Annotated in this window: 18 protein-coding genes; 6 read left to right on the top strand and 12 right to left on the bottom strand. The window is 72.5% G+C overall.

What is annotated here, in order from left to right; all coding sequences use genetic code 11:
• Positions 1 to 323: 323 nt before the first annotated feature.
• Positions 324 to 3,479: an alpha-mannosidase gene (locus ACYVD5_RS12130; protein WP_461001096.1), complete on the bottom strand. Its 3,156-nt coding sequence runs from the start codon at positions 3,477 to 3,479 to the stop codon at positions 324 to 326.
• 231 nt (positions 3,480 to 3,710) lie between these two features.
• Here ACYVD5_RS12130 and manA point away from each other — a divergent pair, with 231 nt between their 5' ends.
• Together manA and ACYVD5_RS12120 are read left to right on the top strand one after the other, a co-directional pair.
• Positions 3,711 to 4,889, top strand: a complete 1,179-nt coding sequence (manA, locus tag ACYVD5_RS12125) for a mannose-6-phosphate isomerase, class I (protein WP_461001095.1) — start codon at positions 3,711 to 3,713, stop codon at positions 4,887 to 4,889.
• Positions 4,890 to 5,029: 140 nt separating this feature from the next.
• Positions 5,030 to 5,404, top strand: coding sequence for an FKBP-type peptidyl-prolyl cis-trans isomerase (locus ACYVD5_RS12120; RefSeq protein WP_461001094.1), 375 nt, complete (start codon positions 5,030 to 5,032; stop codon positions 5,402 to 5,404).
• Between the two features lie 284 nt (positions 5,405 to 5,688).
• Here ACYVD5_RS12120 and ACYVD5_RS12115 read toward each other — a convergent pair whose 3' ends face one another.
• Positions 5,689 to 6,864, bottom strand: coding sequence for an acyl-CoA dehydrogenase family protein (locus tag ACYVD5_RS12115; RefSeq protein WP_461001093.1), 1,176 nt, complete (start codon positions 6,862 to 6,864; stop codon positions 5,689 to 5,691).
• A 212-nt stretch (positions 6,865 to 7,076) separates the two neighbouring features.
• Between ACYVD5_RS12115 and ACYVD5_RS12110 the strand changes: the two genes are divergently transcribed.
• The gene (locus ACYVD5_RS12110) at positions 7,077 to 7,787 is read left to right on the top strand and encodes a TetR/AcrR family transcriptional regulator (protein WP_461001092.1); all 711 of its coding nucleotides are present in this window, start codon (positions 7,077 to 7,079) and stop codon (positions 7,785 to 7,787) included.
• Between the two features lie 25 nt (positions 7,788 to 7,812).
• Here ACYVD5_RS12110 and ACYVD5_RS12105 read toward each other — a convergent pair whose 3' ends face one another.
• The 9 genes from ACYVD5_RS12105 to ACYVD5_RS12065 form a co-directional block, all read right to left on the bottom strand.
• Positions 7,813 to 9,270, bottom strand: coding sequence for a rhamnulokinase (locus ACYVD5_RS12105; RefSeq protein ID WP_461001091.1), 1,458 nt, complete (start codon positions 9,268 to 9,270; stop codon positions 7,813 to 7,815).
• A gap of 354 nt (positions 9,271 to 9,624) precedes the next feature.
• Positions 9,625 to 11,679: a bifunctional aldolase/short-chain dehydrogenase gene (locus ACYVD5_RS12100; protein WP_461001090.1), complete on the bottom strand. Its 2,055-nt coding sequence runs from the start codon at positions 11,677 to 11,679 to the stop codon at positions 9,625 to 9,627.
• A 48-nt stretch (positions 11,680 to 11,727) separates the two neighbouring features.
• The gene (locus tag ACYVD5_RS12095) at positions 11,728 to 13,200 is read right to left on the bottom strand and encodes a BNR repeat-containing protein (RefSeq protein ID WP_461001089.1); all 1,473 of its coding nucleotides are present in this window, start codon (positions 13,198 to 13,200) and stop codon (positions 11,728 to 11,730) included.
• A 2-nt stretch (positions 13,201 to 13,202) separates the two neighbouring features.
• Entirely contained in the window at positions 13,203 to 14,369 is a 1,167-nt protein-coding gene (rhaI, locus tag ACYVD5_RS12090; protein WP_461001088.1) for an L-rhamnose isomerase, read from the bottom strand.
• A gap of 245 nt (positions 14,370 to 14,614) precedes the next feature.
• Positions 14,615 to 14,932: an L-rhamnose mutarotase gene (locus ACYVD5_RS12085; RefSeq protein ID WP_461001148.1), complete on the bottom strand. Its 318-nt coding sequence runs from the start codon at positions 14,930 to 14,932 to the stop codon at positions 14,615 to 14,617.
• Between the two features lie 104 nt (positions 14,933 to 15,036).
• Entirely contained in the window at positions 15,037 to 16,116 is a 1,080-nt protein-coding gene (rhaS, locus tag ACYVD5_RS12080) for a rhamnose ABC transporter substrate-binding protein (RefSeq protein WP_461001087.1), read from the bottom strand.
• 96 nt (positions 16,117 to 16,212) lie between these two features.
• Positions 16,213 to 17,295, bottom strand: a complete 1,083-nt coding sequence (locus ACYVD5_RS12075) for an ABC transporter permease (protein ID WP_461001086.1) — start codon at positions 17,293 to 17,295, stop codon at positions 16,213 to 16,215.
• Positions 17,285 to 18,439: an ABC transporter permease gene (locus ACYVD5_RS12070; RefSeq protein ID WP_461001085.1), complete on the bottom strand. Its 1,155-nt coding sequence runs from the start codon at positions 18,437 to 18,439 to the stop codon at positions 17,285 to 17,287. The genes ACYVD5_RS12075 and ACYVD5_RS12070 overlap by 11 nt, the downstream gene beginning before the upstream one ends.
• Positions 18,436 to 19,956, bottom strand: coding sequence for a sugar ABC transporter ATP-binding protein (locus ACYVD5_RS12065; RefSeq protein ID WP_461001084.1), 1,521 nt, complete (start codon positions 19,954 to 19,956; stop codon positions 18,436 to 18,438). Before ACYVD5_RS12065 ends, ACYVD5_RS12070 begins: the two co-directional genes overlap by 4 nt.
• Before the next feature lie 230 nt (positions 19,957 to 20,186).
• Here ACYVD5_RS12065 and ACYVD5_RS12060 point away from each other — a divergent pair, with 230 nt between their 5' ends.
• Positions 20,187 to 21,272 carry a LacI family DNA-binding transcriptional regulator gene (locus tag ACYVD5_RS12060; RefSeq protein WP_461001083.1) on the top strand — a complete coding sequence of 362 codons (1,086 nt, stop codon included), beginning with the start codon at positions 20,187 to 20,189 and terminating at the stop codon, positions 21,270 to 21,272.
• 133 nt (positions 21,273 to 21,405) lie between these two features.
• Here the strand turns inward: ACYVD5_RS12060 and ACYVD5_RS12055 are convergent, their stop codons facing one another.
• Positions 21,406 to 22,227, bottom strand: coding sequence for an SDR family NAD(P)-dependent oxidoreductase (locus ACYVD5_RS12055; RefSeq protein WP_461001082.1), 822 nt, complete (start codon positions 22,225 to 22,227; stop codon positions 21,406 to 21,408).
• 92 nt (positions 22,228 to 22,319) lie between these two features.
• Here ACYVD5_RS12055 and ACYVD5_RS12050 point away from each other — a divergent pair, with 92 nt between their 5' ends.
• Positions 22,320 to 22,904, top strand: a complete 585-nt coding sequence (locus ACYVD5_RS12050) for a TetR/AcrR family transcriptional regulator (RefSeq protein WP_461001081.1) — start codon at positions 22,320 to 22,322, stop codon at positions 22,902 to 22,904.
• Positions 22,905 to 23,552: 648 nt separating this feature from the next.
• On the top strand, positions 23,553 to 24,771 hold a 1,219-nt coding region (locus ACYVD5_RS12045; RefSeq protein WP_461001080.1), incomplete at its 3' end, for a sensor histidine kinase.

Below are 24,771 nucleotides of genomic sequence, written 5' to 3'. Positions count from 1 at the left end.
CGGGTCGGCGCGCGGTGTGACGTGCGCCGGAGGAATGCTGGCGGCAATGGTAGTACCATTTGTGAGCTTGTGTGACGTGCTCCGTTCGAAATTGTTATCCGGCTGTGTGTCGGGCCGTGTTGGACGCCGCCGGATGCCCCGCTGCGCCCCCGTTGCCGCCCACTGTTACCGCTTGTGACCCGCAGCGACCCCGGCGACCTGCGGTGCCGCCCCGATCTCCGCCAACCGTCCCCGACGCCCCGCCCCGCTCCTGCGCACGCGCGCAGCAGCGGTGGTGCGCGATGCCGCGCGGCCCGCCGGCCGGGCCCGGGCCCAGCCCCGGCCTAGCCCCGGATCAGCCGCAGCGTAAGTATCTGGAAGGGCCGCAGCCCGAAGCCCACCCGATCGCCATCGGCATCCAGCGGTCCGGCGCCGTCCAGCGGCTCCTCCAGCAGGTCCACCGCCACCGCGGCCGCCAGCGGAAACGACGCCTGCACCGCGCCGCGCGCCCGCGCACCGTGGGCCTCGTACAGCCGCACCACCACGTCGCCGGAGCGGTCCTCGGCCAGCTTCACCGACTCGGCGACCACGCCCTCGCCCTCCACCGACACCAGCGGCGCGACATCGGCGCCCCCGGAGGCCGTGCGCTCGGGCAGGTTGAGCCGGTAGCCCTCCCGCACCGCTTCGGCGATGCCGGCCCCCGGTACCAGCGCGTACTCGAACACGTGGCGCCCCTGGTCGGCCTCCGGGTCGGGGAACCGCGGCGCCCGCAGCAGCGAAAGCCGCAGCACGGTGGTGGTGCCGCCGTCAGTGCGCACCCTCCGCTCAACGTCGTGGCCGTAGGTGGAGGCGGTGGCCAGCGCGTGGCCGTACCCGGGTTCGGCCACCTGCACCCACCGGTGCCCGCACGCCTCGAACCGGGCCGCGTCCCAGGAGGTGTTGGTGTGGGTGGGCCGGTGCACGTGCCCGAACTGGATCTCGGCGGCCGCCGCGGCGGCGCGCACGTCCAGCGGGAACGCGGCCTTGAGGAAGCGTTCGCGCTCGTACCAGTCGACCTCGGCGGTGCAGTCCACCCGGCCCGATCCGCGGGCCAGCGCCACCACCTGGCGGACGGTGGAGGCACCGAAACGCCGGGTCACCGCCACTGCGGCGCGCTCGGGCCCCTCATCGGCGGCCGCCAGCGATTCGACGGCGGTGATGTCGGAGCCGGTGCGGCGGTAGAAAGAGTCGACGTCCCAGGCATCCCAGGCGTTGGGCAGGTCGCGGTGTATCTGCAGCAGGTTTCCGGCCGTGCCCGGCGCCAGCGCTTCGCGGCCGGTGGCGGTCTCGACGACCGACACGATCAGGCCCCGGCCGTCCACCGCCACCCGCAGCAGGCCGTTGTCCAGCAGGTAACCGCCGCCCTCGCGGGCGAGCAGGGCGAGGTCCGCGCCTCCCGGCCCGCCCGGGCCCGGCCCCCGCGGCACAGGTGCCGCAGCGCCGCCGGCCTGGGCAGGGCGGGCGCGGGCGCCCATCGCGGGCACACCGCCGCGCTCGTGCGGGCAGGAGTTGAACACGGTCACCGTGCCGGCATCGGGGCGGTCGCACACGCCGGCGCCGGCGTGTGCGACCGAGCCGCCTCCCGCGCCCGCTGCCAGCACTCCGCGGGCCTCGTCCGCGATGCGCTCCAGTTCCGTGGTGATCTCGGCGTAGGCGGTCGCCGCCTCGCGGTGGACCCAGGCGATGGAGGAACCCGGCAGGATGTCGTGGAACTGGTGCAGCAGCACCCGTTTCCACAGCTCGGCCAACCGCTCGTAGGGGTAGCGGTAGGCCCGCTGCGCATCGTCGGCGGTGCGCACCGCCGCGGTCGCCGCCCACAGCTCCGCCTCGCGCAGCAGGTGCTCGCTGCGCCGGTTGCCCTGCTTGGTGCGGGCCTGGCTGGTGTAGGTGCCCCGGTGCAGCTCCAAGTACAGCTCGCCCAGCCACACCGGCGCATCGTCGGCGTACTCCTGTTCGGCGGCGGCGAAGAACGCGGCCGGGCTCTCCAACCGCACCCGCGGCGCGCCTTCCAGATCGGCCAGGCGCGCCGCCCGCGCTAGCATCTCGCGGGTGGGCCCGCCGCCCCCGTCGCCGTGGCCGAAGGGCACCAGCGAACGCGAGGCGGGGCCCGCCTCGCGGAAGCCGCGGGCGGCGTGGGCCAGTTCGTGGGCGGTCAACTCGGCGTTGTAGGTGTCGACCGGCGGGAAGTGGGTGAACACCCGGGTGCCGTCGATGCCCTCCCACCAGAAGGTGTGGTGCGGGAAGGGGTTGTCGGCGTTCCACGACAGCTTCTGGGTGAGGAACCACCGTGAACCCGACAGCCGCACCAGCTGCGGCAGCGCAGCCGAGTACCCGAAGGAGTCGGGCAGCCACACCTCGCGGGTGTCGGCACCGAGTTCGTCGCGGAAGAACCGCTTGCCGTAGGCGAACTGGCGGGCCAGCGCCTCCCCGCCGGGCATGTTGGTGTCGGCCTCCACCCACATGCCGCCCACCGGCACGAACCGGCCGGCGGCGGCGTGCTCGCGCAGCCGCGCGAACAGCTCGGGATGGCTCTGTTTGAGCCAGGCGAACTGCTGGGCCTGCGACATCGCATGCACCAGCTCGGGATGGTCGTCCATCAGCGCAGTGGTGTTGGCGACGGTCCGTGCGACCTTGCGCACCGTTTCGCGCAGCGGCCACAGCCAGGCCGAGTCGATGTGGGCGTGCCCCACCGCCGAAACCCGGTGCGCACTGGCCTCGGCCGGATCGGCCAGCACCGGCGCGAGCCGGGCGCGGGCCGCCGCGGCGGTGCCCGCGGGGTCGACCGGGTCGAGCACGTCCAGCGCCCGCGACAGGGCGGTGCGGATGCGGGCCCGGCGCGGCGACCCCTCGGGCAGCTCCCGCATCAGCTGGCCCAGCAGCTCGGCGTCCATGCTCAATTCCCACACCTCGGTGTCGAGGACCGCCAGGTCTGCGCTGCGCAGCCGGTACAGCGGCTCGCCGCCCGCGGTGGCGGGATCGCCCAACGGGGTCGGCGCGAAGCCGGAGGGGCCCAGGATCACCGGGTTGGCGGCGGCCTCCACCCGCAGGTCCACCTGCTCGCCGCCGCGCGCCGGCGCGGCCGCTCGCACCCACCGGTTGCGCGGGTTGAGCCCCTTGACCGGGGTACCGTCGGGCAAATGGACCAGGCCTTCGGCGCAGAAACCGGGCCGGTCGGGATCGAACCCCAGGTCGATGACCGCCTCGACGGTGCGCCCGGCCCACTGGTCGGGTACTTCGCCGGTGAAGCGGAACCACGTTGTGCCCCAGGCCGGTCCCCACTCCTGGCCGACGGCGGCGGGGGAGTAGGGAGCCGCGACACCCTCGGCGGCCGGAACCGGTCCCGCGGGGGCGTCCCAGCGCTCCACGGCCAGCGGCACCGCCGCGGCGTAGACCGCCGGCCACAGGCGCTCACCCAGCACCCGGGCGAGCCTGCGGTCGAGCTGGGCGTACTCGTCGTGCATGCGGTGCTCCGAATGCTCGGGGGCGGCCTTCCGGTACGCTCTCCGCCGCCGCCCGGCAAGTCAAGGGATGCGCGGCGCGGTTCGATACGTTGGGTCTGCGGGTGTCGCGCGGCCCGCGGTGGTGCCAGCACCACCGGCAGGTGAGGGGGCGGCCGGGCTGACGCGGCGGAGCCCGGTCGATCAGACTGGTCCCCGACAGCGTGACCGCAGCGAACGGGAAGAGCGGGCCGGATGCACAGGCTGATCAACCAGATACGGCCGTACCCGTGGGGGGCGAAGACCGCCATCCCGCGGCTGCTGGGTGTCGAGCCCGACGGCCGGCCCCAGGCCGAACTGTGGCTGGGCGCCCACTACGGGGCCCCGAGCACGGTCGTCACACCCGGCGGCCCCTCGTCCTTCGACGACGTCATCGCCGGCGCGCCAACGGAGATGCTGGGCGAACGCACCGTCGAGCGGTTCGGCAAGCGGCTGCCGTTCCTGCTGAAGGTGCTGGCCGCCGAGGAACCGCTATCGCTGCAGGTGCACCCCGACGCCGTGCGCGCCCGCTCAGGGTTCGCCGCCGAGCAGGCGGCCGGCATCCCCGTCGGCGCGCCCCACCGCAACTACCGCGACCCCTTCCCCAAGCCCGAGCTGGTGCTGGCCCTGGAGCCGTTCGAGGCGCTGTGCGGGTTCCGCGACCCCGTCGCGGCACGGGCCGACCTGGACGGGCTGGCAAGCGAGCTGGCCGAGGTGCTGCGCGGCGACCTCGCCGCCGCCGACCCGCACGCCGCGCTGCGCAGCGCGCTGACACGGCTGCTCACGCTGCCCGACAATGGGCGCGCCGAACTGGTGGCGGAGTTCGTGGCCGAGTGGAAGCGACTGGGCTCGGGCGCCCACCACGACACCCTGGTCGAGCTGGCCGAGCGCTACCCGGGCGACCCGGGCGCCGTTGCGGCGCTGCTGCTCAACCGGGTCACCCTGCACCCCGGCGAAGCCCTGTTCCTGCCGGCGGGCAACGTGCACGCCTACCTGCGCGGTGTTGCGGTCGAGGTGATGGCCAGTTCGGACAACGTGCTGCGCGCCGGGCTGACCGGCAAGCACGTCGACACCGCCGAACTGCTGGCGGTGGTGGACTTCTCCGTGCTGCCGATCCCCTTCGCCGGCCCGGTGCGATCGGGCGGGCGGGCCGAGTACCGCCCGGGCGTGCCCGACTTCGCGCTGGCGACCGCCGGGCCCGGACCGATCAGCACCCGGCTGGAGGGCGGCGCACCCTCGGTGGTGCTTGCCCTGGACGGCTCCGCCGATTTGGTCGCGGAGTCGGGCGAGGTGCTGGCGCTGGGCCGCGGCGAGTCGGTGTTCGTGCCGGCCGGCTGCGGGCGGGTCAAGGTGCGCGGGCACGGGCACCTGGTGGTTGCAACGGTCGGCGACTGAGCACGTGGCCGGGCGCGGCCGCCGGGCCCCGTGGTGGGCCGATGCGCAGGCGGGCGCGCCCGGGAGGGCGGCCGCGGCGCGGCAACGGGCCTGCGCCGGTACGCTGAGACCCCCATCACGATCTTGCGAGGAGTTCTGCCATGGCGCTCGAACGTCCCAGAGTCGACGTCGCTCCCGGCCCGCCGCCGAGCGACCTGCAGGTCACCGACCTCAGCATCGGCGAGGGCACGCAGGCCGGCTACGGATCAACGGTCGACGTGCAGTACGTCGGCGTCTCGCACTCCACCGGCGAGGAGTTCGACGCCTCGTGGAACCGCGGCGAGCCGCTCAGCTTCGCGCTCGGCGGGCGCCAGGTCATCGAGGGCTGGGAACAGGGCGTACTGGGCATGCGCGTGGGCGGGCGCCGCCGACTGGTGATCCCGCCGCAGCTGGCCTACGGCGACCGCGGCGCGGGCGGGGTCATCAAGCCGGGCGAGACCCTGGTGTTCGTGGTGGACCTGGTCGGCGTGCGTTAATGTCCTGATTGGTTAGTGCGTTTGGGATTCGGTGGGACACGGGTGCGCTGGGCGGCCTTGTCCGCGGTCGGCCGCGGGTGGCGGGCCGCCCGGCGCACCGATGACCCTGCAGTAAGGCTCAAATATCGGAGCTGAGATGGGCATTTCTGCATGGTCATCGCCGAACACCGCCCCGCTACCCGACATAACGGACACGCGCCCGCCCGGCCCCGCCGCCTTTGGTGCCGCTTTTGCCTGCAGGCCACCCGCCGCCGGGCAGACCACAAGGCCGCACAGTCGGCCCCCTAACGCAGCGTCGCGCCGACCTGGACGTGGCCTTTGAGTAGGTCGCGGGAGATGGTGCGGCGCTGGATCTCGTCGGTGCCCTCGAAGATGCGCAGCAGCCGCAGGTCGCGGTACCAGCGTTCGAAGGGCAACTCGCGGGTGTAGCCCATGCCGCCGTGGATCTGCATCATCCGGTCGACGATCTCGTTGGCCTTGACCCCGCCGTAGAGCTTGGCGATCGACTGCGCGTGGCGGGAGTCGCGGCCCTGGTCGACCTGCCAGGCGGCATGGAGCACGAGCAGCCGCAGCGCCTCGATCTCGGTCTGGGAGTCGGCGATCATCCACTGGATCGCCTGGCGCTCGGCGATGGGCGCACCGAAGGTCCGGCGGGTATTGGCGTAGTCGACGCTCATGCCCAGCATCCGCTCGCAGCCGCCCAGCGCGCGGGCCGGCAACAGGTAGCGGCCCTTGCCGATCCACTGCATGGCCAGCTCAAAGCCCTTGCCGACCTCGCCCAGGACGTTCTCCTCGGGCACCCGGACATCGTCGAACACCAGCGAAGCCGGGCGGCGCTCGCCCATGGTGTCGATGGGTTCCGACGTCCAGCCTGCAGCGCGGTCGGCCAGGAAGCAGGTGACACCGCCGTCGGCGCCCAGTTCGGGGTCGGTCACGGCGAACACCATGGTGAAGTCGGCTTCGCAGCCACCGGTGATGAACGTCTTCTCGCCGTTGATCACCCACTCGGAGCCGTCCTTGACGGCGCGGGTGCGGATGGCCTTGGCGTCAGAGCCGGCGCCGGGCTCGGTGATGGCAAAGCAGGAGCGGCGCTCACCGGCGATCGTGGGCAGCAGGTAGCGCTGCTTCTGCTCCTCGTTGGCGTGGAAGAGGATGTTGTCGGCCTCGCCGCCGAACTTGAACGTGAGGAAGGTGCGGCCGAGTTCGGTCTCGATGATGGCGGCGGTGACGGCGTCCAGTCCCATGCCGCCGTATTCGGTGGGGGTCTGCACACCCCAGAACTCGGATCTGCGCGCCAGTTGCCGCAGCTCGCCGACCTCCTCGGCGTTCAGTCCGGGTGCGGCGCCGGCGCGTTCGCGGCGCAGCACGTCGTTTTCCCGCGGCATGATCTCGCGCTCGACGAAGGTGCGTACCCACGCGCGGATCTCCCGCTGTTCCTCGCTCAGTCCGAAGTCGACCATGCGCCCGCTCCCCAATTAACCTAACGGCGTTCGGTTTTTGAGCGTAGGTGCTGGGCGTGCCGCAGCGCAAGCACGGCCGCTCAGCGCAGCCGGCGGTACCCGCAGCCCGGCGGGCAGGGCCTGCGGGCATCGGGTGGGCGTGGCAGGATCGCAAGCGGACGACCGGTAGGCCCGCTGCGGCGGCGCCGCAGCAGCCGAGGAGGGAGGACGGGGTGCCCCGACCCAGGACGCCGATGCTGAGCGTGGGCGGCATCCGCACGGCGGCGCTCGCACTTGTCGACAGCGAGGGCCTGGAGAACCTGTCGATGCGCAGGCTGGCCCAGGAACTGCAGGTGCAGGCGGCGTCGCTGTACAGCCACTACCGCACCAAGGACGACCTGCTCGCCGACATCGCCAACGAGATCATGGCCGGGGTGGACGTCTCCGGATTCGACACGGGCGACTGGCGCAACGGGCTGGCGGTGTGGGCGCGCTCCTACCGCGCGGCGCTGGCCGCCCACCCCAACCTGGTTCCGGTCATCGCCGCGGGCCCGGGGCGCCGCGAGGCGGCGCTGCGCCGCGCCGACGCCGTGCACGGCGGCCTGGTGGGTGCGGGCTGGCCCGCCCGCTACGCGACCATGATCGGCGCCTCGACCAAGTACCTGGTGGTGGGGGCCGCCATCAACTCCTTCGCCCGGGGGTTCGACGCCGACGTCCAGGTCTACCGGGACCGCTACCCCAACCTCTCCCAGGCCCACCGCCTCGCCGAGCACGCCGCCGAGATCGACGCCGACAGCTTCGAACTGGCGCTGTCGGCCTTCCTGGACGGGCTCGGCCAGACCTTTGCAGCTCTGCGGCACGAGGACGAGGACGGGCGCGGGGACGGTTCCGGCGGCGCCGCGCCCGCCGCACCGCACGCCTCCCCCGGGAGCCACGAGGCCTGACGGGGGAGCGGGAGGGGGCGCCGGTTCAGGCCAGGCCCAAGCGCTCCGCGGCAGCGTCCCAGGCGGCGGTGCCCGAGGCGGGCTCGTAGCGGCGGGGCCGCTGGGTGGTGTGGATCAGCCGGCGCAGATCGGCCTGCGAAGCCCCCGGATCGGCGCCGCGGGCCTGCACCGCGATGTTGCCGATCGCGGTCGCCTCCACCGGACCGGCCTCCACCGGCAGCCCCAGCGCGTCGGCCGTCCACTGGCACAGCAGCTCGTTGCGGGCGCCGCCGCCCACCAGGTGCACCACATCGATGTCGCGCCCGGACAGGGCGCAGGCTCGGCGCAACGTGTCGCGGTGGGCCAGCGCGAGGCTCTCCAGCACGCAGCGCAGCAGCGCGCCGCGGCTGCGGGGTTCGGGCCGGCCGTTCTCGCGCAGGTCGGCGGCGATGCGCGCCGGCATGCCGCCCGGAGGCAGGTAGCGCGGGTCGCCGGCGTCGACGAGTCCGGCAAAGGCCGGAGCCGCAGCGGCCTCCTGCAGCAGGCCCGGTAGCGCCGCGTCGTCCAGCCCCCAGTCGCGCAGGCACTCCTGGACCAGCCACAACCCCATGATGTTGCGCAGGAACCGGGTGGTGCCGTCCACGCCGAGCTCGTTGGTGAAGTTGGCCGCGCGCGCCGCCTCGCTGGTCACCGGAGCGCTCAGCTCCAGCCCGGCCAGCGACCAGGTACCGCACGAGACGTAGCCGAACCGCTCGGTCAGCGCGGGCACGGCCGCCACCGCCGAAGCGGTGTCGTGCGAGGCGACGGCCACCACGTCGGTGCCCGCGTCCAGGCCGGTGTGCCCGGCCGGTTCGGCCAGCAGCGGCCCGATCCGCTCGCCCGGGTTGCGCAACGCGCCCACCAGCGACGGGCGCACCCCGGCGGCCTCCAGCAGCGGCGCCGACCACTCGCGGGTGGCGACGTCGAGCAGGCCGGTGGTGGAGGCGTTGGTGACCTCCGCGCCGCGCTCGCCGGTCAACCAGTAGCCCAGCAGGTCCGGGATGAGCAGCAGGGTCTGGGCGCACGCGAGCTGCGGGGTCGCGCGGGCGGCCGCCAGCTGGAAGACCGTGTTGAACGGCAGGTACTGCAGGCCGTTGCGGGTGTAGAGCTCGGCGGCGCCGACACGCTCCACCATGGCGGGGGCGGCGGTGTCGGTGCGGGAGTCGCGGTAGTGGTGTGGCAGCCCCAGCAGCGCGCCGGCGGAGTCCAGCAGGCCGTAGTCGACGGCCCAGGAGTCGATGCCGACCGAGCGCGGCCGGTGGCCGGCGGCCGCGCGCAGCCCGTCCAGCACACCGTGGTAGAGCCCGCCGATGTCCCAGTGCAGGCCGCTGGGCAGGCGCAGCGGCCGGTTGGCGAAGCGGTGCACCTCGGTCAGCGCGAATTCGTCGCGGCCGACGCGGCCGACGGCGACGCGTCCGCTGGAGGCACCGAGGTCGACTGCGGCGAAGACGTCGGAGTGGGACACGGGCGGGCCTTTCCGAAGAGACGGCGACCGCAGCGGGCCGCTGAGGAGGAAGGAGGGGGGAGGCACTACGGGGGTGGGCGGGGTGCGGGCCGGCGGGCGGATGCCGCCGTTGTCCACAGGCGGGCAATGGAGGTGGCGGCCGGGGGCGGAGGCAGGGTTGACTTGAAATTAGGGGATCCCCCGAGTAACGGCCCCGCGCGCCCATTCGGCCGCGCGGCCCCTTGGCTTGTCCGCATCCGGGCCGGCCTGCCGGACACGGCGCCTTTCGGGCCGGCCTCGCCGGTCTTCCTGCCCCCGCAGCCCCGCCTGCAGGGGCGGCGGGGGCCGGTGCCGGTCCCCGCCGCCCCGCCGGGCTCAGCGCAGGAACGCCGCGGCCACCCCGGCGTCCACTGGGATGTGCAGGCCCGTGGTGTGGCTGAGCTCCCCGCAGGTCAGCGCATAGACCGCGTTGGCCACGTGCTCGGGCAGCACTTCGCGTTTGAGCAGGGTGCGCTGGGCGTAGAACGCACCCAACTCCTCCTCGGGCACCCCGTAGACCGCTGCGCGCTTGGCGCCCCAGCCGCCGGCGAAGATGCCCGAACCGCGCACCACACCGTCGGGATTGACCCCGTTGACGCGGATGCCGGCGCCGCCCAGCTCGGCGGCCAGCAGCCGCACTTGGTGGGCCTGGTCGGCCTTTGCCGCCCCGTAGGCGATGTTGTTGGGGCCGGCGAACACCCCGTTCTTGCTGCAGATGTAGACGATGTCGCCGCCCATGCCCTGCTCGGTGAGCACCCGGGCGGCCTCGCGGGCCACCAGGAACGACCCGCGCGCCATCACCCGGTGCTGGGTGTCCCAGTCGGCTTCGGTGGTCTCCAGCAGCGGCTTGGAGATCGACAGTCCCGCGTTGTTGACCACCAGGTCCACCCCGCCGAACGCCAGCACCCCCGTGCGCAGCGCCGCGGCGATCTGCTCGGGCTCGGTAACGTCGACCACGGCCGGCACCGCGGCGTCGCTGCCGCCGATCTCGGCGGCCACCGCGGCCGCCCCGTCGGCGTCGCGGTCGGCCACGACCACGCACGCGCCCTCAGCGGCCAGCCGCAGCGCGGTCGCCCGGCCGATGCCCGATCCGCCGCCGGTCACCAGCGCGACACGGGTGGCCAGCGGCTTGGGTGCCGGCTTGCGGCGCAGCTTGGCCTCCTCCAGCGCCCAGTACTCGATGCGGAACTTCTCCGACTCGGGGATGGGCGTGTAGGTCGAGACGGTTTCGGCGCCGCGCATCACGTTGATCGCGTTGGTGTAGAACTCGCCGGCGACCCGCGCCGTCTGCTTGTCGGCGCCGAACGAGAACATGCCCACGCCCGGGACCAGCACGATCGCCGGGTCGGCGCCGCGGATGGCGGGGGAGTCGGCGTCGGCGTGGCGGTCGTAGTAGCCCTGGTAGTCCTCGCGGTAGGCGGTGTGCAGTTCGCGCAGCCGTTCCAGCGCCTGCTCCAGCGGCGCGTCGGGGGCCACGTCCAGCACCAGCGGGCGCACCTTCGTCCGCAGGAAGTGGTCCGGGCAGGAGGTGCCCAGCGCCGCCAGCCGCGGGTGCTCCGAGCGGGAGAGGAAGTCCAGCACCGCGTCGCTGTCGGTGTAGTGGCCCACTTGCGGCCGGTCGGTCGAGGCCAGCCCGCGCACCGCCGGCAGCAGCGCGGCCGCGCGCGCGTGGCGCTCGGCTTCGGGCAGCGGCGCATAACCCTCGACAACGGGGCCGAAGGGGTGGGGGCCGTCCGCGCCGCGTTCGGCGATGAAGCGTTCGGCGGTGCGGATGATCTCCAGCGAGTTCGCCTCGCACTCCTGGGCGGTGTCCCCCCAAGCGGTGATGCCGTGCCCGCCCAGCACCACCCCGATGGCTCCCGGGTTCTCGCGTTTGATGCGGGCGATGTCCAGGCCGAGCTGGAATCCGGGGCGGCGCCAGGGCACCCACGCCACCCGGTCGCCGAAGCACTCCGCCGTGAGCTGCCGGCCGTCGGCGGCGCAGGCCAGTGCGATCCCGGAGTCGGGGTGCAGGTGGTCGACGTGGGCGGCTTCCACCAGGCCGTGCATCGCCGTGTCGATCGAGGGGGCCGCGCCGCCCTTGCCGTGGGCGCAGTAGTCGAACGCGGCGACCATTTCGTCTTCGCGTTCGACGCCCGGGTAGACCCCGGTCAGGGCGCGCAGCCGGTCCAGCCGCAGCACGGCCAGCCCCGCCTCGGTGAGGGTGCCCAGGTCGCCGCCGGAGCCCTTGACCCACATCAGGTCGGCGGGTTCGCCGGTGACCGGGTCGGTGGCGGTGCCCTTGGCCGAGGTGTTGCCGCCGGCGTAGTTGGTGTTGCGCGGATCGGCACCCAGCTTGTGCGAGCGCTCCAGCAGCGCTTCGACCTCCGGGTGGGTCGTCTGCTCGGTCATCTCATCCCCTGATCAGTGCTTACTGGTGCTGTGCGTGCGCCGGCCGGATCAGCCGACCGCGAAGTCGGCGACGTGGATGGGCGAGGGTTCCCGGCCGGTGCTGGGCTCCTGGTAGAAGACCGACAACCGCCCCTGGTCCAGGCGCGAGTCGTCGACCAGCACCTCTCCGAAGGAGTCGATCCCGGCCCCGTTGTAGACGGTGCGCCAGTCGCTCCAGTCCGAGTCGTCCGCGGCCGCCAGGATCTTGCCGCCCGGCAGTACCGCATAGGCGGTGTCGTCGGGTCCCATTACCAGGCGCGAGCGCCCGAAGGCCGCCACCCGTTCGGGCAGTTCGGTCTTGTGCCACTGGCCCGAGCGGTCGCGGAAGATGTGGAACGGCCGGGCCCACTGCTCGCGCTGGGCGACGAAGTCGGTGACGCACTGGGTGTGGCGGCCGGGCACGTAGCTGACCATGATGTGCGGGTTGCCCGCGGAGTCCACGGCCTGGGACTCCTGGTTCATCAGCGCGTGGTCGACGCCCAGCGGGTCGACGACGTGGCCGGGGGTGTCCACCGACACGCGGTGGCCGGTGCCGGTGGTTGCGGCGGGGTTGCCGTCGCCGGTGCGCCAGGTGCGGCCCTGGTCGTCGCTGTAGACGTAGCCGGTGTCGTGGTTGGCCAACCCGCCCGGGTCGCACAGGATGTCGCCCCCGGCGGCGGTCTCGCGCCAGGTGAAGGAGGCGTGCAGTCGGCCGCCGGCGCCGTAGCCGATTCCGTGCAGGTACATGTTGCGGGTGTCGCTGGTGCTGCCGTTGGCGCTGTAGTCGCCCTCGGCCGAGGACCAGGCGCCCAGGTGGTCCCAGCCGTCCCCGGTGTACTCGGCCAGGTTGACGACGCCGTCGCCGGACCCGCCGGTGCGGTAGGTCAGCTGCAGGCCGCCTTCGGGGGTGGGCACGAACCTGGGGTAGGTGATGCCGCCTAGGTCGAGCCCTTCCAGGTCGCGTTGCACGTCGCCGAAGGAACCGCTCTTCCAAGCGCCGCGCCCGTCGGCCAGGCCCGCCTGCGAGCGCAGGTAGTACACGGTGGAGTTGTGGGTGTCCATCGCGATGTGCAGGCGGCCGTCGTCGGCCGACACCCCCATGGCGATGACGTTGTGCGAGTCGTCCGCGCTCAGCTTGTGCGGCAGCCGCACGGTCTGCCAGGCGGCTGCCGAGCCGGCCGGCCTGCGGGCGATGACGGCGGTGCGGTCGGCCGTGTACCAGGCCGCGTATTGGTAGCGGCCGTGGGTGAGGATCCCGTCCTGCTGGAAGGAGTTGTTGTTGACGATGCCGTCGTAGGACTCGAAGTACAGCGCCTGCTCGTCGAGTACCCGGTCGCGGAGCAGGTCGGCGCCTGCCGCCGCACCGGTACCGGTGTCGGCGGCCGCCACCCCGGTAAGCCCGGTCGGTGTGCTCAATGCGGTCAGCGGCGCCGCCAGTGCCAGCCCGGCTGCGGCCAGCCGCAGGCGGGCGCGTGCGGTGCCGCGGGTGTTTGCCCCTGCCATGCTCAAGCCCCCCATCCGGCCTGCTGGCCGCCGACCCGCTCGGCGGCGATGGACTCCAGGTAGCCCGAGCGTTTGAACGCGGCCATGGGGTCGGCGTCGCGGCCGTCCTCTTCGCGCAGTTCGGCCAGCATCGGGCGCACATCGGTGTTGTAGGCGTCCATCAGCACCGCGTTGGCGGCCAGCACGTCGCCGTCGCGCTGGGCGGCCGCCAGCGCATCGGCGTCTACCAGCAGCGTCTTGGCGGTGGCCTCCTGGACGTTGAGGACCGAGCGGATCTGGCCGGGGATCTTCTGCTCGATGTTGTGGCACTGGTCGAGCATGAAGGCGATCCCCTCGGCGGGGTCGAGGCCGCCGCCGCGCACCACCTCGTACATGATCCGGAAGAGCTGGAACGGGTCGGCCGCGCCCACCATCAGGTCGTCGTCGGCGTAGAAGCGGGAGTTGAAGTCGAAACCGCCGAGCTTGTGCTCGCGCAGCAGCACGGCCACGATGAACTCGATGTTGGTGCCGGGCGCGTGGTGCCCGGTGTCGACCACCACCTGGGCCTGGTCGCCCAGCTTGAGGCAGTGGGCGTAGGCGGTGCCCCAGTCGGGCACGTCGGTGGTGTAGAACGACGGCTCGAAGAGCTTGTACTCCAGCAGCATCCGCTGCCCGGCGCCCAGCCGGTCGCGCACCGCCTCCAGGGCCTCGGCCAGCCGGTCCTGGCGGGCGCGGATGTCGTCCTGGCCGGGGTAGTTGGTGCCGTCGGCGAACCACAGCTTCAGGTCGGCCGAGCCGGTGGCGTCCATGACGTCGACACAGGCCTTCAGGTGCTCCAGGGCCTTGGCGCGGACGGCCGGGTCGGGGTTGGCGACACTGCCGAGCTTGAAGTCGTCGTCCTGGAAGACGTTGGCGTTGATCGTGCCGATACGCACGCCCTGCTCGCGGGCGTAGGCGGCCAGTTCCGCGTAGTCCTCCACCCTGTCCCAGGGGATGTGCAGCGCCACGCTGGGGGCGATGCCGGTGTAGCGGTGCACCTGCGCCGCATCGGCGATCTTCTCCTGGGGCGTGCGGGGAACGCCGGGCTGGCCGAACACCTTGAAGCGGGTGCCGCTGTTTCCGAACGCCCAGGACGGCAGCTCGATGGCCTGCCGGCGCAGCGCGGCCTTGACGGCACTGAGGTCGGTCATGTCGGAAGCTCCTTCGAACGTTTCAATGAGAAGTGCGGAGTGCGGAGGGGGTGCGGCGGTCGCTCCGCTGCCCCGGAGCGGAAGCGGTCCGCAGGCCCGGGCAGGGGCCGGCGCGGGGCGGTAGGGGCCGGGCGGTCGCCGTCCCGGCTCCGGTTCGGTTTCCGTTGCCGGCCGCCGGTACGGCATTGGGCGGGCAAGGGGCGGGTCGCGGTTCGTTGCGGTCGCTCGGAGGCACCCGGCGGCTGTCAGTCCAGGTGGAATATCTCGGTCAGGGGCACCATGCCCTCGTCGGGCCGGCCGTCGAGCCCTTCGAAGAACGGCGCCATCTCCGCCTGCCAGCGGGCGTTGACGCCGGTTTCGGCCATCGCCGCCTGCGCGGCGGCGAAGTCCTCGGTCTCCAGGTAGCCCACCAGCAGACCGTCGTCGCGGCAGAAGATCGAGTAGTTGCGCCAGCCCGCCTCGCTCAGCGCGGCCCGCATCTCGGGCCAGACGTCGGCGTGGCGGCTCCGGTACTCCTCCAGGCGGTCGGGCTTGACCTTGAGCAGGAAGCAGACGCGCTGCATCGCCATCCTCTCCACACGGGGGCCGGTGCGGCCACGCCGCGGGCGGGCACGGGTGCGGCGGTCTCACCGGCCCGCACCGCCCGCGGCAGGCACACCCGGCCGGATCAGAAGTCGTAGTCGCCGATGTTGTCCTTGTTGAAGACCGTGGGCGGGCCCAGCACGACCTCGCCGTCGGCGCCGATCGTGTACTCGCCGAGCTCGCCGGCCTTGAACGTCTGGCCCTTCTCGCCGGTGATGCGCCCGGCCGAAAGCGACGCGCCGGCATAGCCCGCCAGGTAACCCAGGTCGGCCGGGTCCCACAGCGCGAACTCCTCGACCGTGCCGTTCTGCACGTACTCGCGCATCTGGTTGGGGGTGCCCAGCCCCGTCAGGGCGACCTCGCCCTTGTAATCGGAACCGCTGAGGTAGCGCGCCGCCGCGGCCAGGCCCACGGTCGTCGGTGAGACGACCCCGGCCAGGTCCGGGTGGGTCTGCAGCAGGGCCTGCATCTCGTTGAAGGACTTCTGGTCGTCGTCGTTGCCGTAGACGGTGTCGACCACCTCGATGTCGGAGTACTCGTCCTTGGCGAGCTCCTTCTCCATCATCTCCAGCCAGGTGTTCTGGTTGGTGGCGTTGGGGGTGGCCGAAAGGAAGGCGATCTCGCCCTCGCCATCGATCTGCTCGGCGACCATCTCGACCTGGGTCTTGGCGATGTCCTCGGCCGTGGCCTGGTTGATGAACAGGTCCCGGCAGTCGGCCTTGGTGTCGGAGTCGTAGGTGACCACCACGCTGCCGGCCTGGCGCGCCTGGTTCAGGGCGCCGCAGACCGCATTGGGGTCGTTGGCGGCGATGACGATGACCTCGCTGCCCTGCTGGCTGAGCGTGTTGATGTAGCTGACCTGGGAGGATGCGGTCGCCTCGGAGGGGCCGACCTCCTTGTAGTCGCCCTTCAGCTCCTTGACGGCCTTCTCGCCGCCGCTGTTGGCCACCTGGTGGTAGGGGTTGTTCAGCTGTTTGGGCAGGTAGCTGATCGCCATGCCCTCGGGGATCTCGGCGCCGGGGTCGGCCTCGGCATCGGAGCCGCCCGAGCCGGAGCCCGAGCCGCCGCCGTCGCCGCGGGTGGTACCGCCGCAGGCCGAGGTCGCCAGCATGATGCCGGCCAGGGCCGCGGCGGTGACGCCGTAGCGGACGCGTTTTCTCATCATCGTTCTCTCTTTCCTGCGCGGGGGATGCGGGGATGGGGGCCGGGGAGCAAGGGAGCAAGGGAGCAGGGGGCAGGGGGGCAGGGGGTGCGGCGGCCGCTATGGCGGCGGAGTCCGGCGGGGTTGGCCTGACCGGCGGGAGCGGTGCTCGCGGATGCGGGCCAGGGTGTTGGGCAGCACCACCGACACCACCAGCAGCAGGCCGGTGATGATGTTGAGCACGTCGGAGGACACATCGGCCAGCCGCAGCGCGTTGCGGATGGTGCCCAGCAGCAGCACGCCCGCCAGCACCCCGGGCAGTGCGCCCCGGCCACCGAAGATCGACACCCCGCCCAGCAGCACCGCGGCCACCACCGACAGTTCCAGGCCGAAGGCGTTGTCGGCGCGGGCGCTGCCGTACTGCAGCGTCCAGAACACGCCGGCGCCCGCCGCGACCGTCCCCGAAGCAACGAACAGCCACAGCTTGGTCCAGCGCACCGAGATCCCGGAGAACCGGGTCGCCTCGTCGTTGTTGCCGATGGCATACAGCGACCGGCCCACCGGGGTGGCGTGCAGCAGCACGCCGAACACCACCGCCAGCACCGCGATCAGCAGCGCGATCCACGGCAGATCCAGACCCGGCATCCGCGCGGTCGCCCCACCGGTCCAGGTAAAGGGGAAGTCGGCCACGGCCCGGTCGCCCAGGACCACATAGGCCAGGCCCCGGTACATCGCCATCGTCCCGATGGTCACCGCCAGCGACGGCAGCCCCGCCACCGTCACCAGCAGCCCGTTGAGGGCGCCCAGCACCGCGCCGAGCAGTATGCACAGCGGCACGATGCTCTCCAGCGGCAGGCCCATGACCCACAGCTGGCCCATGACGGCGCTGGTCAGCCCAAGTGTGCTGGCCACGCTCAGGTCGATCTCGCCGGTGATGATGACCAGGGTCATCGGCAGCGCGATCAGCGCGATGCAGGCGATGTCCAGGATCAGAAAGCCGGCGTTGCGGCCGCTGGCGAACCCTTCGACCAGCAGCGAGGCCGCCAGCACCGATACGGCCAGCGCGCCGATGATCGAGGTCTCGCGGGTGCGCAGCAGCGAGCCCAGTGCCGAGGGCGCCTTGGGGCGCGCGGCGGGCTGCTGCTCGGGCGCCGGGGCACCGGGCGCGGCGCTCTTGCCGGGCGTATCGACGTCAGGCCCCACGGGAACCACCTCCTCGGAGCCGGCGCGCTGTGCGCAGCGCCAGCACCCGGTCCAGTCCGATCGATACGAGGATCAGCAGGCCCACGACCGCCTGCTGCCAGAAGGAATCGACGCGCAGCATCGGCAGCGCCGCGTCGATGGTCGACAGCAGCAGCGCGCCCAGCGCCGCGCCGTAGACCGTGCCGCTGCCGCCGAAGATCGCCACGCCGCCGACAACGGCGGCCGCCACGACCTCCAGCTCCATGCCGGTGCCCACGGTGGCGTCCAGGGTGCCGAAGCGCGAGGCGTAGAGGACCCCGGCCAGGCCGGCCAGGGCCCCGTTGACCACGAACGGCGCGAAGACCCGCCGGTCCACCGGGATGCCGACCAGGCGCGCCGCCGCCGGTTGCGAACCGACCGCATACAGCTCGCGCCCGCTGCGGTAGTTGCGCAGGTACCAGCCCGCCGCCAGCACCACCGCCAGGGCGATCACAGCGGGCAGCGGCACGCCGAGCAGCGTGGTCCGGGCCAGGCCCAGGAAACCGTCGGGCATGTCGGCGGCGTTGATCTGGCGGCCGGAGGCCCACCAGTAGTCGATGCCGCGGAACATGTACAGCGTGCCCAGCGTGACCACCAGCGCCGGCACGCGCGCCGCGGCCACCAGAACCCCGTTGACCGCGCCGCACACCGTGCCCACCAGCACGCCGGCCAGTACCACGACCGGCGTGGGCAGCCCGGGGAAGGACACGAACAGTGTGCCGACCGCGAATGCCGAAAGGCCCATGACCGAGCCGACCGACAGGTCGACGTTGCGGGTGATCAGCACCAGTGACTGGCCCACGGCCAGGATCGCCAGCAGGGTGGCGCCCAGCAGCAGGTCGCGCACGCTCTGCCCGGACAGGAAACCCGGGCTGGCCAACGCGGTCACGGCGACCAGCAGCACCAGCGCCAGCAGGATGCCCAGCTCGCGCACCTGGCGGATGCGCCGGCCGGTGCGGGCGCCGTTGGCGCCGGTGCCACCGCCGCCGGGCCCGCCGTGTTGGTCGCCCGCAGCAGGACCGTCCGGGCCGGCTGCCGTGGGCGCGGCCGTCTGCGCGGCGGCGCCTGCGCCCGGTTGGGGGTCCGGGCCCGCGGCCGCGGATCCGTTGTTGTCCGCTCCGTTCACGCCGCCGTTCCCTTCTCGCCCGTCGCCGCGTACATGACCGACTCCTCGGTGGCGTCGCCGCGGGCGATTTCGGCGGTGATACGGCCCTCGTGCATGACCAGGACGCGGTCGGCCATCCCGAGCACCTCCGGCAGTTCGCTGGAGACCATCAGCACGGCGATGCCCTGTCCGGCCAATTCCGACAGCAGCTTGTGGACCTCGGCCTTGGTGCCGACGTCGATACCGCGGGTGGGCTCGTCCACGATGAGCACCCGCGGTTCGGTGGCGAGCCATTTGGCCAGCACCACCTTCTGCTGGTTGCCGCCCGAAAGGGTGGTGACGGCGTCGGAGAGCCGCCCGGACTTCAGCTGCAGCCGTTCGGCCCACACGGCCGCCGCGCGCTCCTCGTCGCGCCGGCGCAGCAGGCCCAGCCTGCTCAACGACCAGCGCCGGGTCAGCGTGGCGTTGCGTTCGATGGACATCTCCATCACCAGGCCCTGCTGGCGGCGGTCCTCGGGGACCAGCGCGACTCCGGCGCCCATCGCCGCCGCGGGGCGGCCGCCCGGCAGCCGCTTGCCGGCCACGCGCACGGCGCCGGTGTCGTAGCGGTCGACACCGAAGACGGCGCGTACGACTTCGCTGCGCCCGGCACCGACCAGCCCGGCCAGCGCGACGATCTCGCCGGCGCGCACCGAGAAGCCCACATCGGCGAACACGCCGGCGCGGCCGAGCCCGTCGACCTCCAGCACGGTCTCGCCGGCGGCCACGTCCTGCTTGGGGAACAGGGCGGCGACCTCGCGGCCGACCATTTGGCGCACGACCGCGTCAACGGTCGTTTCGGCCACCGGATCGGTGCCGATGTAGCAGCCGTCGCGCATCACGGTGACGCGGTCGCACAGCGCGAACACCTCGTCGAAGCGGTGCGAGATGAACAGCACCGCGGCGCCGTTGTCGCGCAGCGAGCGCGCCACCGCGAACAGCCGCTCGACCTCGACGCCCGACAGTGCCGCGGTCGGCTCGTCCATCACCAGCACCCGGGCGTCGAACGACATCGCCTTGGCGATCTCGACGAGCTGCTGGTCGGCGATTGACATGCCGCGGGCGGGGCGGTCGGGGTCGATGTGCACGCCCAGGCGCTCGAACAGGCGCTCGGCGGCCTCGCGCATGGCCCGCCGGTCGATGCGGCGTCCGCGCGCCAGCGGCTGGCGGCCCATGAAGATGTTCTCCGCGACCGAGAGGTCGGGAAAAAGAGTGGGTTCCTGGTAGATGACCGCGACCCCGGCGCGCTGGGCGTCGGCCGGTGCGCCGAACACGGTCGGCTCGCCCAGGACTTCGACGTGCCCGGTATCCGGGTGGTGCACCCCGGCGATCGTCTTCACCAGGGTTGACTTGCCCGCCCCGTTCTCGCCGCAGAGTGCGTGGATCTCGCCCGCACACAGCTCCAGGGAGACGTCCTGGAGGGCGTGCACGGTCCCGAAGGACTTCGACACGCCGACCAGCGACAGGAGCGGAGGAGCCGGTGGTGGGTGATGGGCCACGGCGTCCTCCTTCGAAATCGAGCGCCGCTGGGCGGCGCGTTGAAAAACGATTCAATGAAGCTGGACGTTAAGTGGGTCACAGCGTGTGTGTCAAGGGGGTTGCCGCCGGATTGCCGCTGCGAGGCGGGCGTGCTGGCTGACGTGCCGGATGTGGTTATCCTCCGGCAGCGGTGGACTCGGGAGCGTAGTGTGCGGCATAGTCATTGACACGATTTAATAAACCTGTGAGCATGAGCGGCCACGAGCCGCACGAGCACCTCGGAGAAGCAGAGTTGTCCCCGACCGAAGGCACCAGGCGCCCCGTCGGCATCAATGACGTGGCCGCGCGAGCCGGGGTCTCACCCGGTACCGTCTCCAACGTCCTGAACCGCCCCGAACGCGTCGCGGAATCCACCCGGCGCCGCGTCGAACGGGCCGTCCAGGAGCTCGACTACGTGCGCAACTCCTCGGGGCGCAGCCTGCGCGCCGGACGCAGCGACTCGGTCGGCCTGATCGTCCTCGACGTCACCAACCCGTTCTTCGCCGAGGTCGCCCGCGGCGTCGAGGACACCGCCGGCGAAGAAGGGCTGGCCGTGGTGCTGCTCAACTCCGCCGAGCAGACGCTGCGCCAGAGCCGCTCGATCCGGCTGCTGGCCGAGCAGCGCGCCGCCGGCGCGGTCATCATGCCCGTCGACGGCGACACAGCCGACCTGCTGTGGCTGCGCAAGCAAGGGGTTCCCGGCGTGCTGCTGGACCGCGGCGACGTCACCGACGACACCGCCTGCAGCGTCTCCGTGGACAACCACGCCGGCGGGATGGCGGCGGGCCGGCACCTGATCAACCTCGGCCACGAGCGGATCTCCTACCTCAGCGGTCCGGCCGACCTGGAGCAGTGCCGCACCCGCCTGGAAGGCCTGCGCGCGGCCGTCACCGCGGCCGGCGCCGACCCCGACGACGTGGTGCGCGTCATCCACACGCCCCAGCTCAACGCGGAGTCGGGCGAGAAGGCGGTCGAGGAGGTGCTGGCGGGCGGCCCCAAGCGCCGCCCCCAAGCGGTGTTCTGCACCAACGACCAGCTGGCCGTGGGCGTGCTCAAAGGCCTGGGCGAACGCGGTCTCAGCGCACCGGCCGACCTGTCGGTCGTCGGCTACGACGACGTCAACCTGGCCGCACTCGTCCACCCCGGCCTGACCACCGTCGCCCAGCCCAAGTACGAACTCGGCCGCGCCGCCATGGACCTGCTCCTGTCGGAGCTGAACGACCCCGAGCACCGCCACCAACGGCTCCGGTTCGCCCCGGAGCTGGTGGTACGCGGCTCCACGGCGGCCTACCGCTGATGCCTGCCGGGCGGGGCGCCGCTCGGGCCTGCGGGAGGCGGGGCCGCTTCCGGCCCGAAGAGGCACTGCGCTCCCCGGCCGGAGAAACGCCGCTTGCGATCACCCGCCGGACCCCGCCGGAGGAGGCAGCGGGTCAGCGGTCCGGGCGGTCCGGCCCTGTCAGCCGCCGGCCGAGGGCGTGCAGCCTGCGCCGCGCCTCGCGGTCGTACGCCTGGCGGTGCGCTCGCGTTTCCCGCCTGCCGTCGAAGTACCGCCCCGTTCCTCCCGCGGTGCCGTTCGGGCCGACGAGGGCGATGACCGCTTGGGCCCCGGTGTCGGCCGAGCCGGCCGGTCTGATTCCGGCCGCACGCACCATCGTGGTGTCCAGGTGGGTTCCGGGGTGGAGGCAGTCGGCGGTGATGCCCGCCCCCGCGTAGTCCTCGGCCAGGTCGAGGGTCAGCATCACCTGGGCAAGCTTGCTCTGCCCGTAGGCGCGGTAGCCGCTGTATCCGCGCTCCAGCTGCACGTCGTCGAAGTCGATGGGATTCTGGGCGGCGGAGACGACGTTCACCACCCGCGAAGGCGCCAGCGCCCCGAGCTGCGGAAGCAGCAGGTAGGTCAGCAGGAAGTGCGCCAGGTAGTTGGTGGCGAAATGGCGCTCGAACCCGTCGGCGCTCTCGCGGCGCGGACCGCTGGGTTTGGAGATGCCCGCATTGTTGACCAGCGCGTCGAGCTGCGGGTGCTCGGCCTGCACCGCCCGAGCCAGTCTGCGGACATCGGCAAGCGAGTCGAAGTCGGCCCCGAAGAACGCCGCCGAGCCGCCGGCGCGCTCGATACGGTCGACCACCGCCTTTCCGCGTTCGGCGTCCCGGCCGTGTACAAGCAGGCGGACGCCCGGTGCCGCGAGTCCCTCGGCGACCCGGCGGCCGACTCCATCGGTCGAACCGGTCACGAGAATGGTGCGATCCATGGGCATGATGGCCACTCCAACTCGGTCGTGGTAAAACGTAGGGGGACTACGGTTAATATACGTAGGGTTCCTACGTTTAGTAAAGGGTGTCGACGGCCATGCAGCACGGTCCTGCGCCGAAGCCGGCGCGCCGGCCGCGCGCCGATGGCGAACGCAACCGGGCGCGTTTGGTCGCCGCGGCGAAGCGGGCAATCGCCGAGCAGGGTGCGGGCGTCAGCCTGGAGCGGGTCGCGCGCGAGGCCGGTGTCAGCATCGCCACGCTCTACCGGCACTTCCCGGTACGCGACGCGCTGATCGAGGCGGTCTACCGCCAGGAGACCGACTCGCTCGTCGACGCGGCCGCGCAACTGGCGGAGGAACGCGAAGCCGTGGCGGCGCTGCGCGAGTGGCTGCTGCTGTTCGTGGACTTCCTCGACACCAAGCAGGGCATGTCGGAGGTCCTCAATACGCTCATCGGTGGAACGGACGCGCTCTACGACGACTCCGCGGCCCGCCTCGCATCCGCCGTCGGCGCTCTGTTCGCCCGGGCGGCCGAAACCGGCGCGCTGCGCTCCGACATCGAGCCGCTCGACCTGCTCCGCGCACTCGGCGGCGTGGCGAACGTCAATCCCGATGAGAACTGGAAGCGGGCGGCCACTCGAATGGTCGACCTCCTGATCAACGGCCTGCGGGACAGCGGCTGAGACGGCTGTGCCGCAGCTTCGGGGGCGCCCGCGGCCCCTGGCCACCGCGGAGCCGGCCGCCGCTCTGCTGCGGCCCTCTCGGTCCCACTGGATTTACTAAAGTCCCTAGTGGGATATCGGCGTCGTAACTGCGGCGAACCTCTTCTTCGGCTGTCTTGTGTCGATTCGGCCGTAAGGGGCGCGAAGCAGGCACGAAATCGGGCATTGCAGATACGTGTGTCCATTGTCCGCAGAATGGCTTCCGGGCGTATCTTTTTGGCGTGTTCTCCTGAACCCCCTGTTGCGATCGGTTCCCTTTGCTAGGCTCGCCGTTGAATCGGTAGATCAATTACGGATCCATCGAAAATAAGGCCTACTTAGTGCGAATATTCCGACTGCTTCATGGCCTGTCCTGTTCAGGTGCGGGGTACCGTCGCGACTGCTCCGTCGCTGGTTCGGGCGCCGCGGGAAATTCCTGGGCAAGGCCGGTCCGGAAGTGCTGCAATGCACTGCCGCAAGGCACGCGGGCGCCTCGCCGGCCCTCAGCGGCGGCGGCGCATTTCCGGTGCTGTTCAAGGGGCTGACATCCCTGTTTCCCCCACTGATTCGAGGAGGCGTGTTGTGGCGCAGGCGCCCTCACCGCCAGGCCGCGAAGGCCGGCCATCGGCCATGACCCCCGACGACGACCAACCCGCCCGCGCAGGGCGCTTCCGGCGGCTGCTGCGCCGCCTGGGACTGGGCCGCAGATCCGCACCGGGCGGCAACCCGGCACCGGCCGGGCACCGGGCCCAGCCGCCGTCCCCGCCCGCGGCGCTGCCGCCCGCACCCGGCAACGGGCCGCCTCCCGCGGCCGCACGCCAGTGGCCGGCCGCTCCGCAGGCCAATGCCCAGCCCAACGGCCACGCCCGGGCCCACCCCCAGCCCGGCCCCCAACCGCACCCCCAGCCCGGACCTGCGCACCCCGCAGGGGGCTACGCAGGACCAGGACCAGGACCAGGAGCCGGCCTTCCGGCCAACGGCCGCCACGCGCCGGGCGCCGCCCCGCCGCGCGATCCCGCACCCGACCCCGGCTTGCTCACCGAGGCCCTCGCCGGACTGGCGATGCGCGACCTGACCATGGTCGAGTCGCTGCTCGACATCGTCGGCAGCCTGGAGGACTCCACCGAAGACCCCGACCTGCTGGCCAAGCTGTTCGAGATCGACAACCTGGCCACGCGGATGCGGCGCAACGGCGAGAACCTGCTGGTGCTGGCCGACCAGGAGAGCGACGACTCCGGCGTTGAACCGGTCGCGCTGCTCGACGTCGCCCGCGCCGCCACCTCTGAAATCCGCAACTACAGCCGCGTGCAGATCGGCCGGCTGGCGGACAGGTTCGTCGCAGGCGAAGCCGCCGACGACATCAGCCACCTGCTGGCCGAGCTGATGGACAACGCCACCAACCACTCGCCCGACCACGCGCAGGTCGTCATCAGCGCCCAGGCCAGGCCCGACGGCGGGGTCCTGATCGTGGTCGAGGACGAGGGCATCGGCATTCCCCAGGACCAGCTCTCCGATATCAACACGCGCCTGGCGGGCACTCCGGTGCTGGACAAGCGCGTGATGCGGCACATGGGGCTCTACGTCGCCAGCCGGATCGCCCACCGCCACGGGCTGCGGGTGCAGCTGGAGCCCCGGGCGTTCCGCGGCGTCAACGCCTACACGGTCGTGCCCGCCGCGCTGCTGAGCACCACCGGCCCGCGACCGCAGCCGGGCGCGGGAGCGGTGCCCGATGCCGGCGGTGCCACCGGGCCACTGGGCCGGGTGGGGGAGCCGGCGATGGCGGCCGCGGCACCGCAGCCCTCCGGCGGCGGTGCGCGCCAGCCCGGCGCCGACCACGGCGGCCCCGCAG

This window comes from Streptomonospora sediminis (assembly GCF_054778995.1).
Note: the sequence above shows the minus strand (reverse complement) of the source record. Positions and strands in the feature narration are given on the sequence as shown.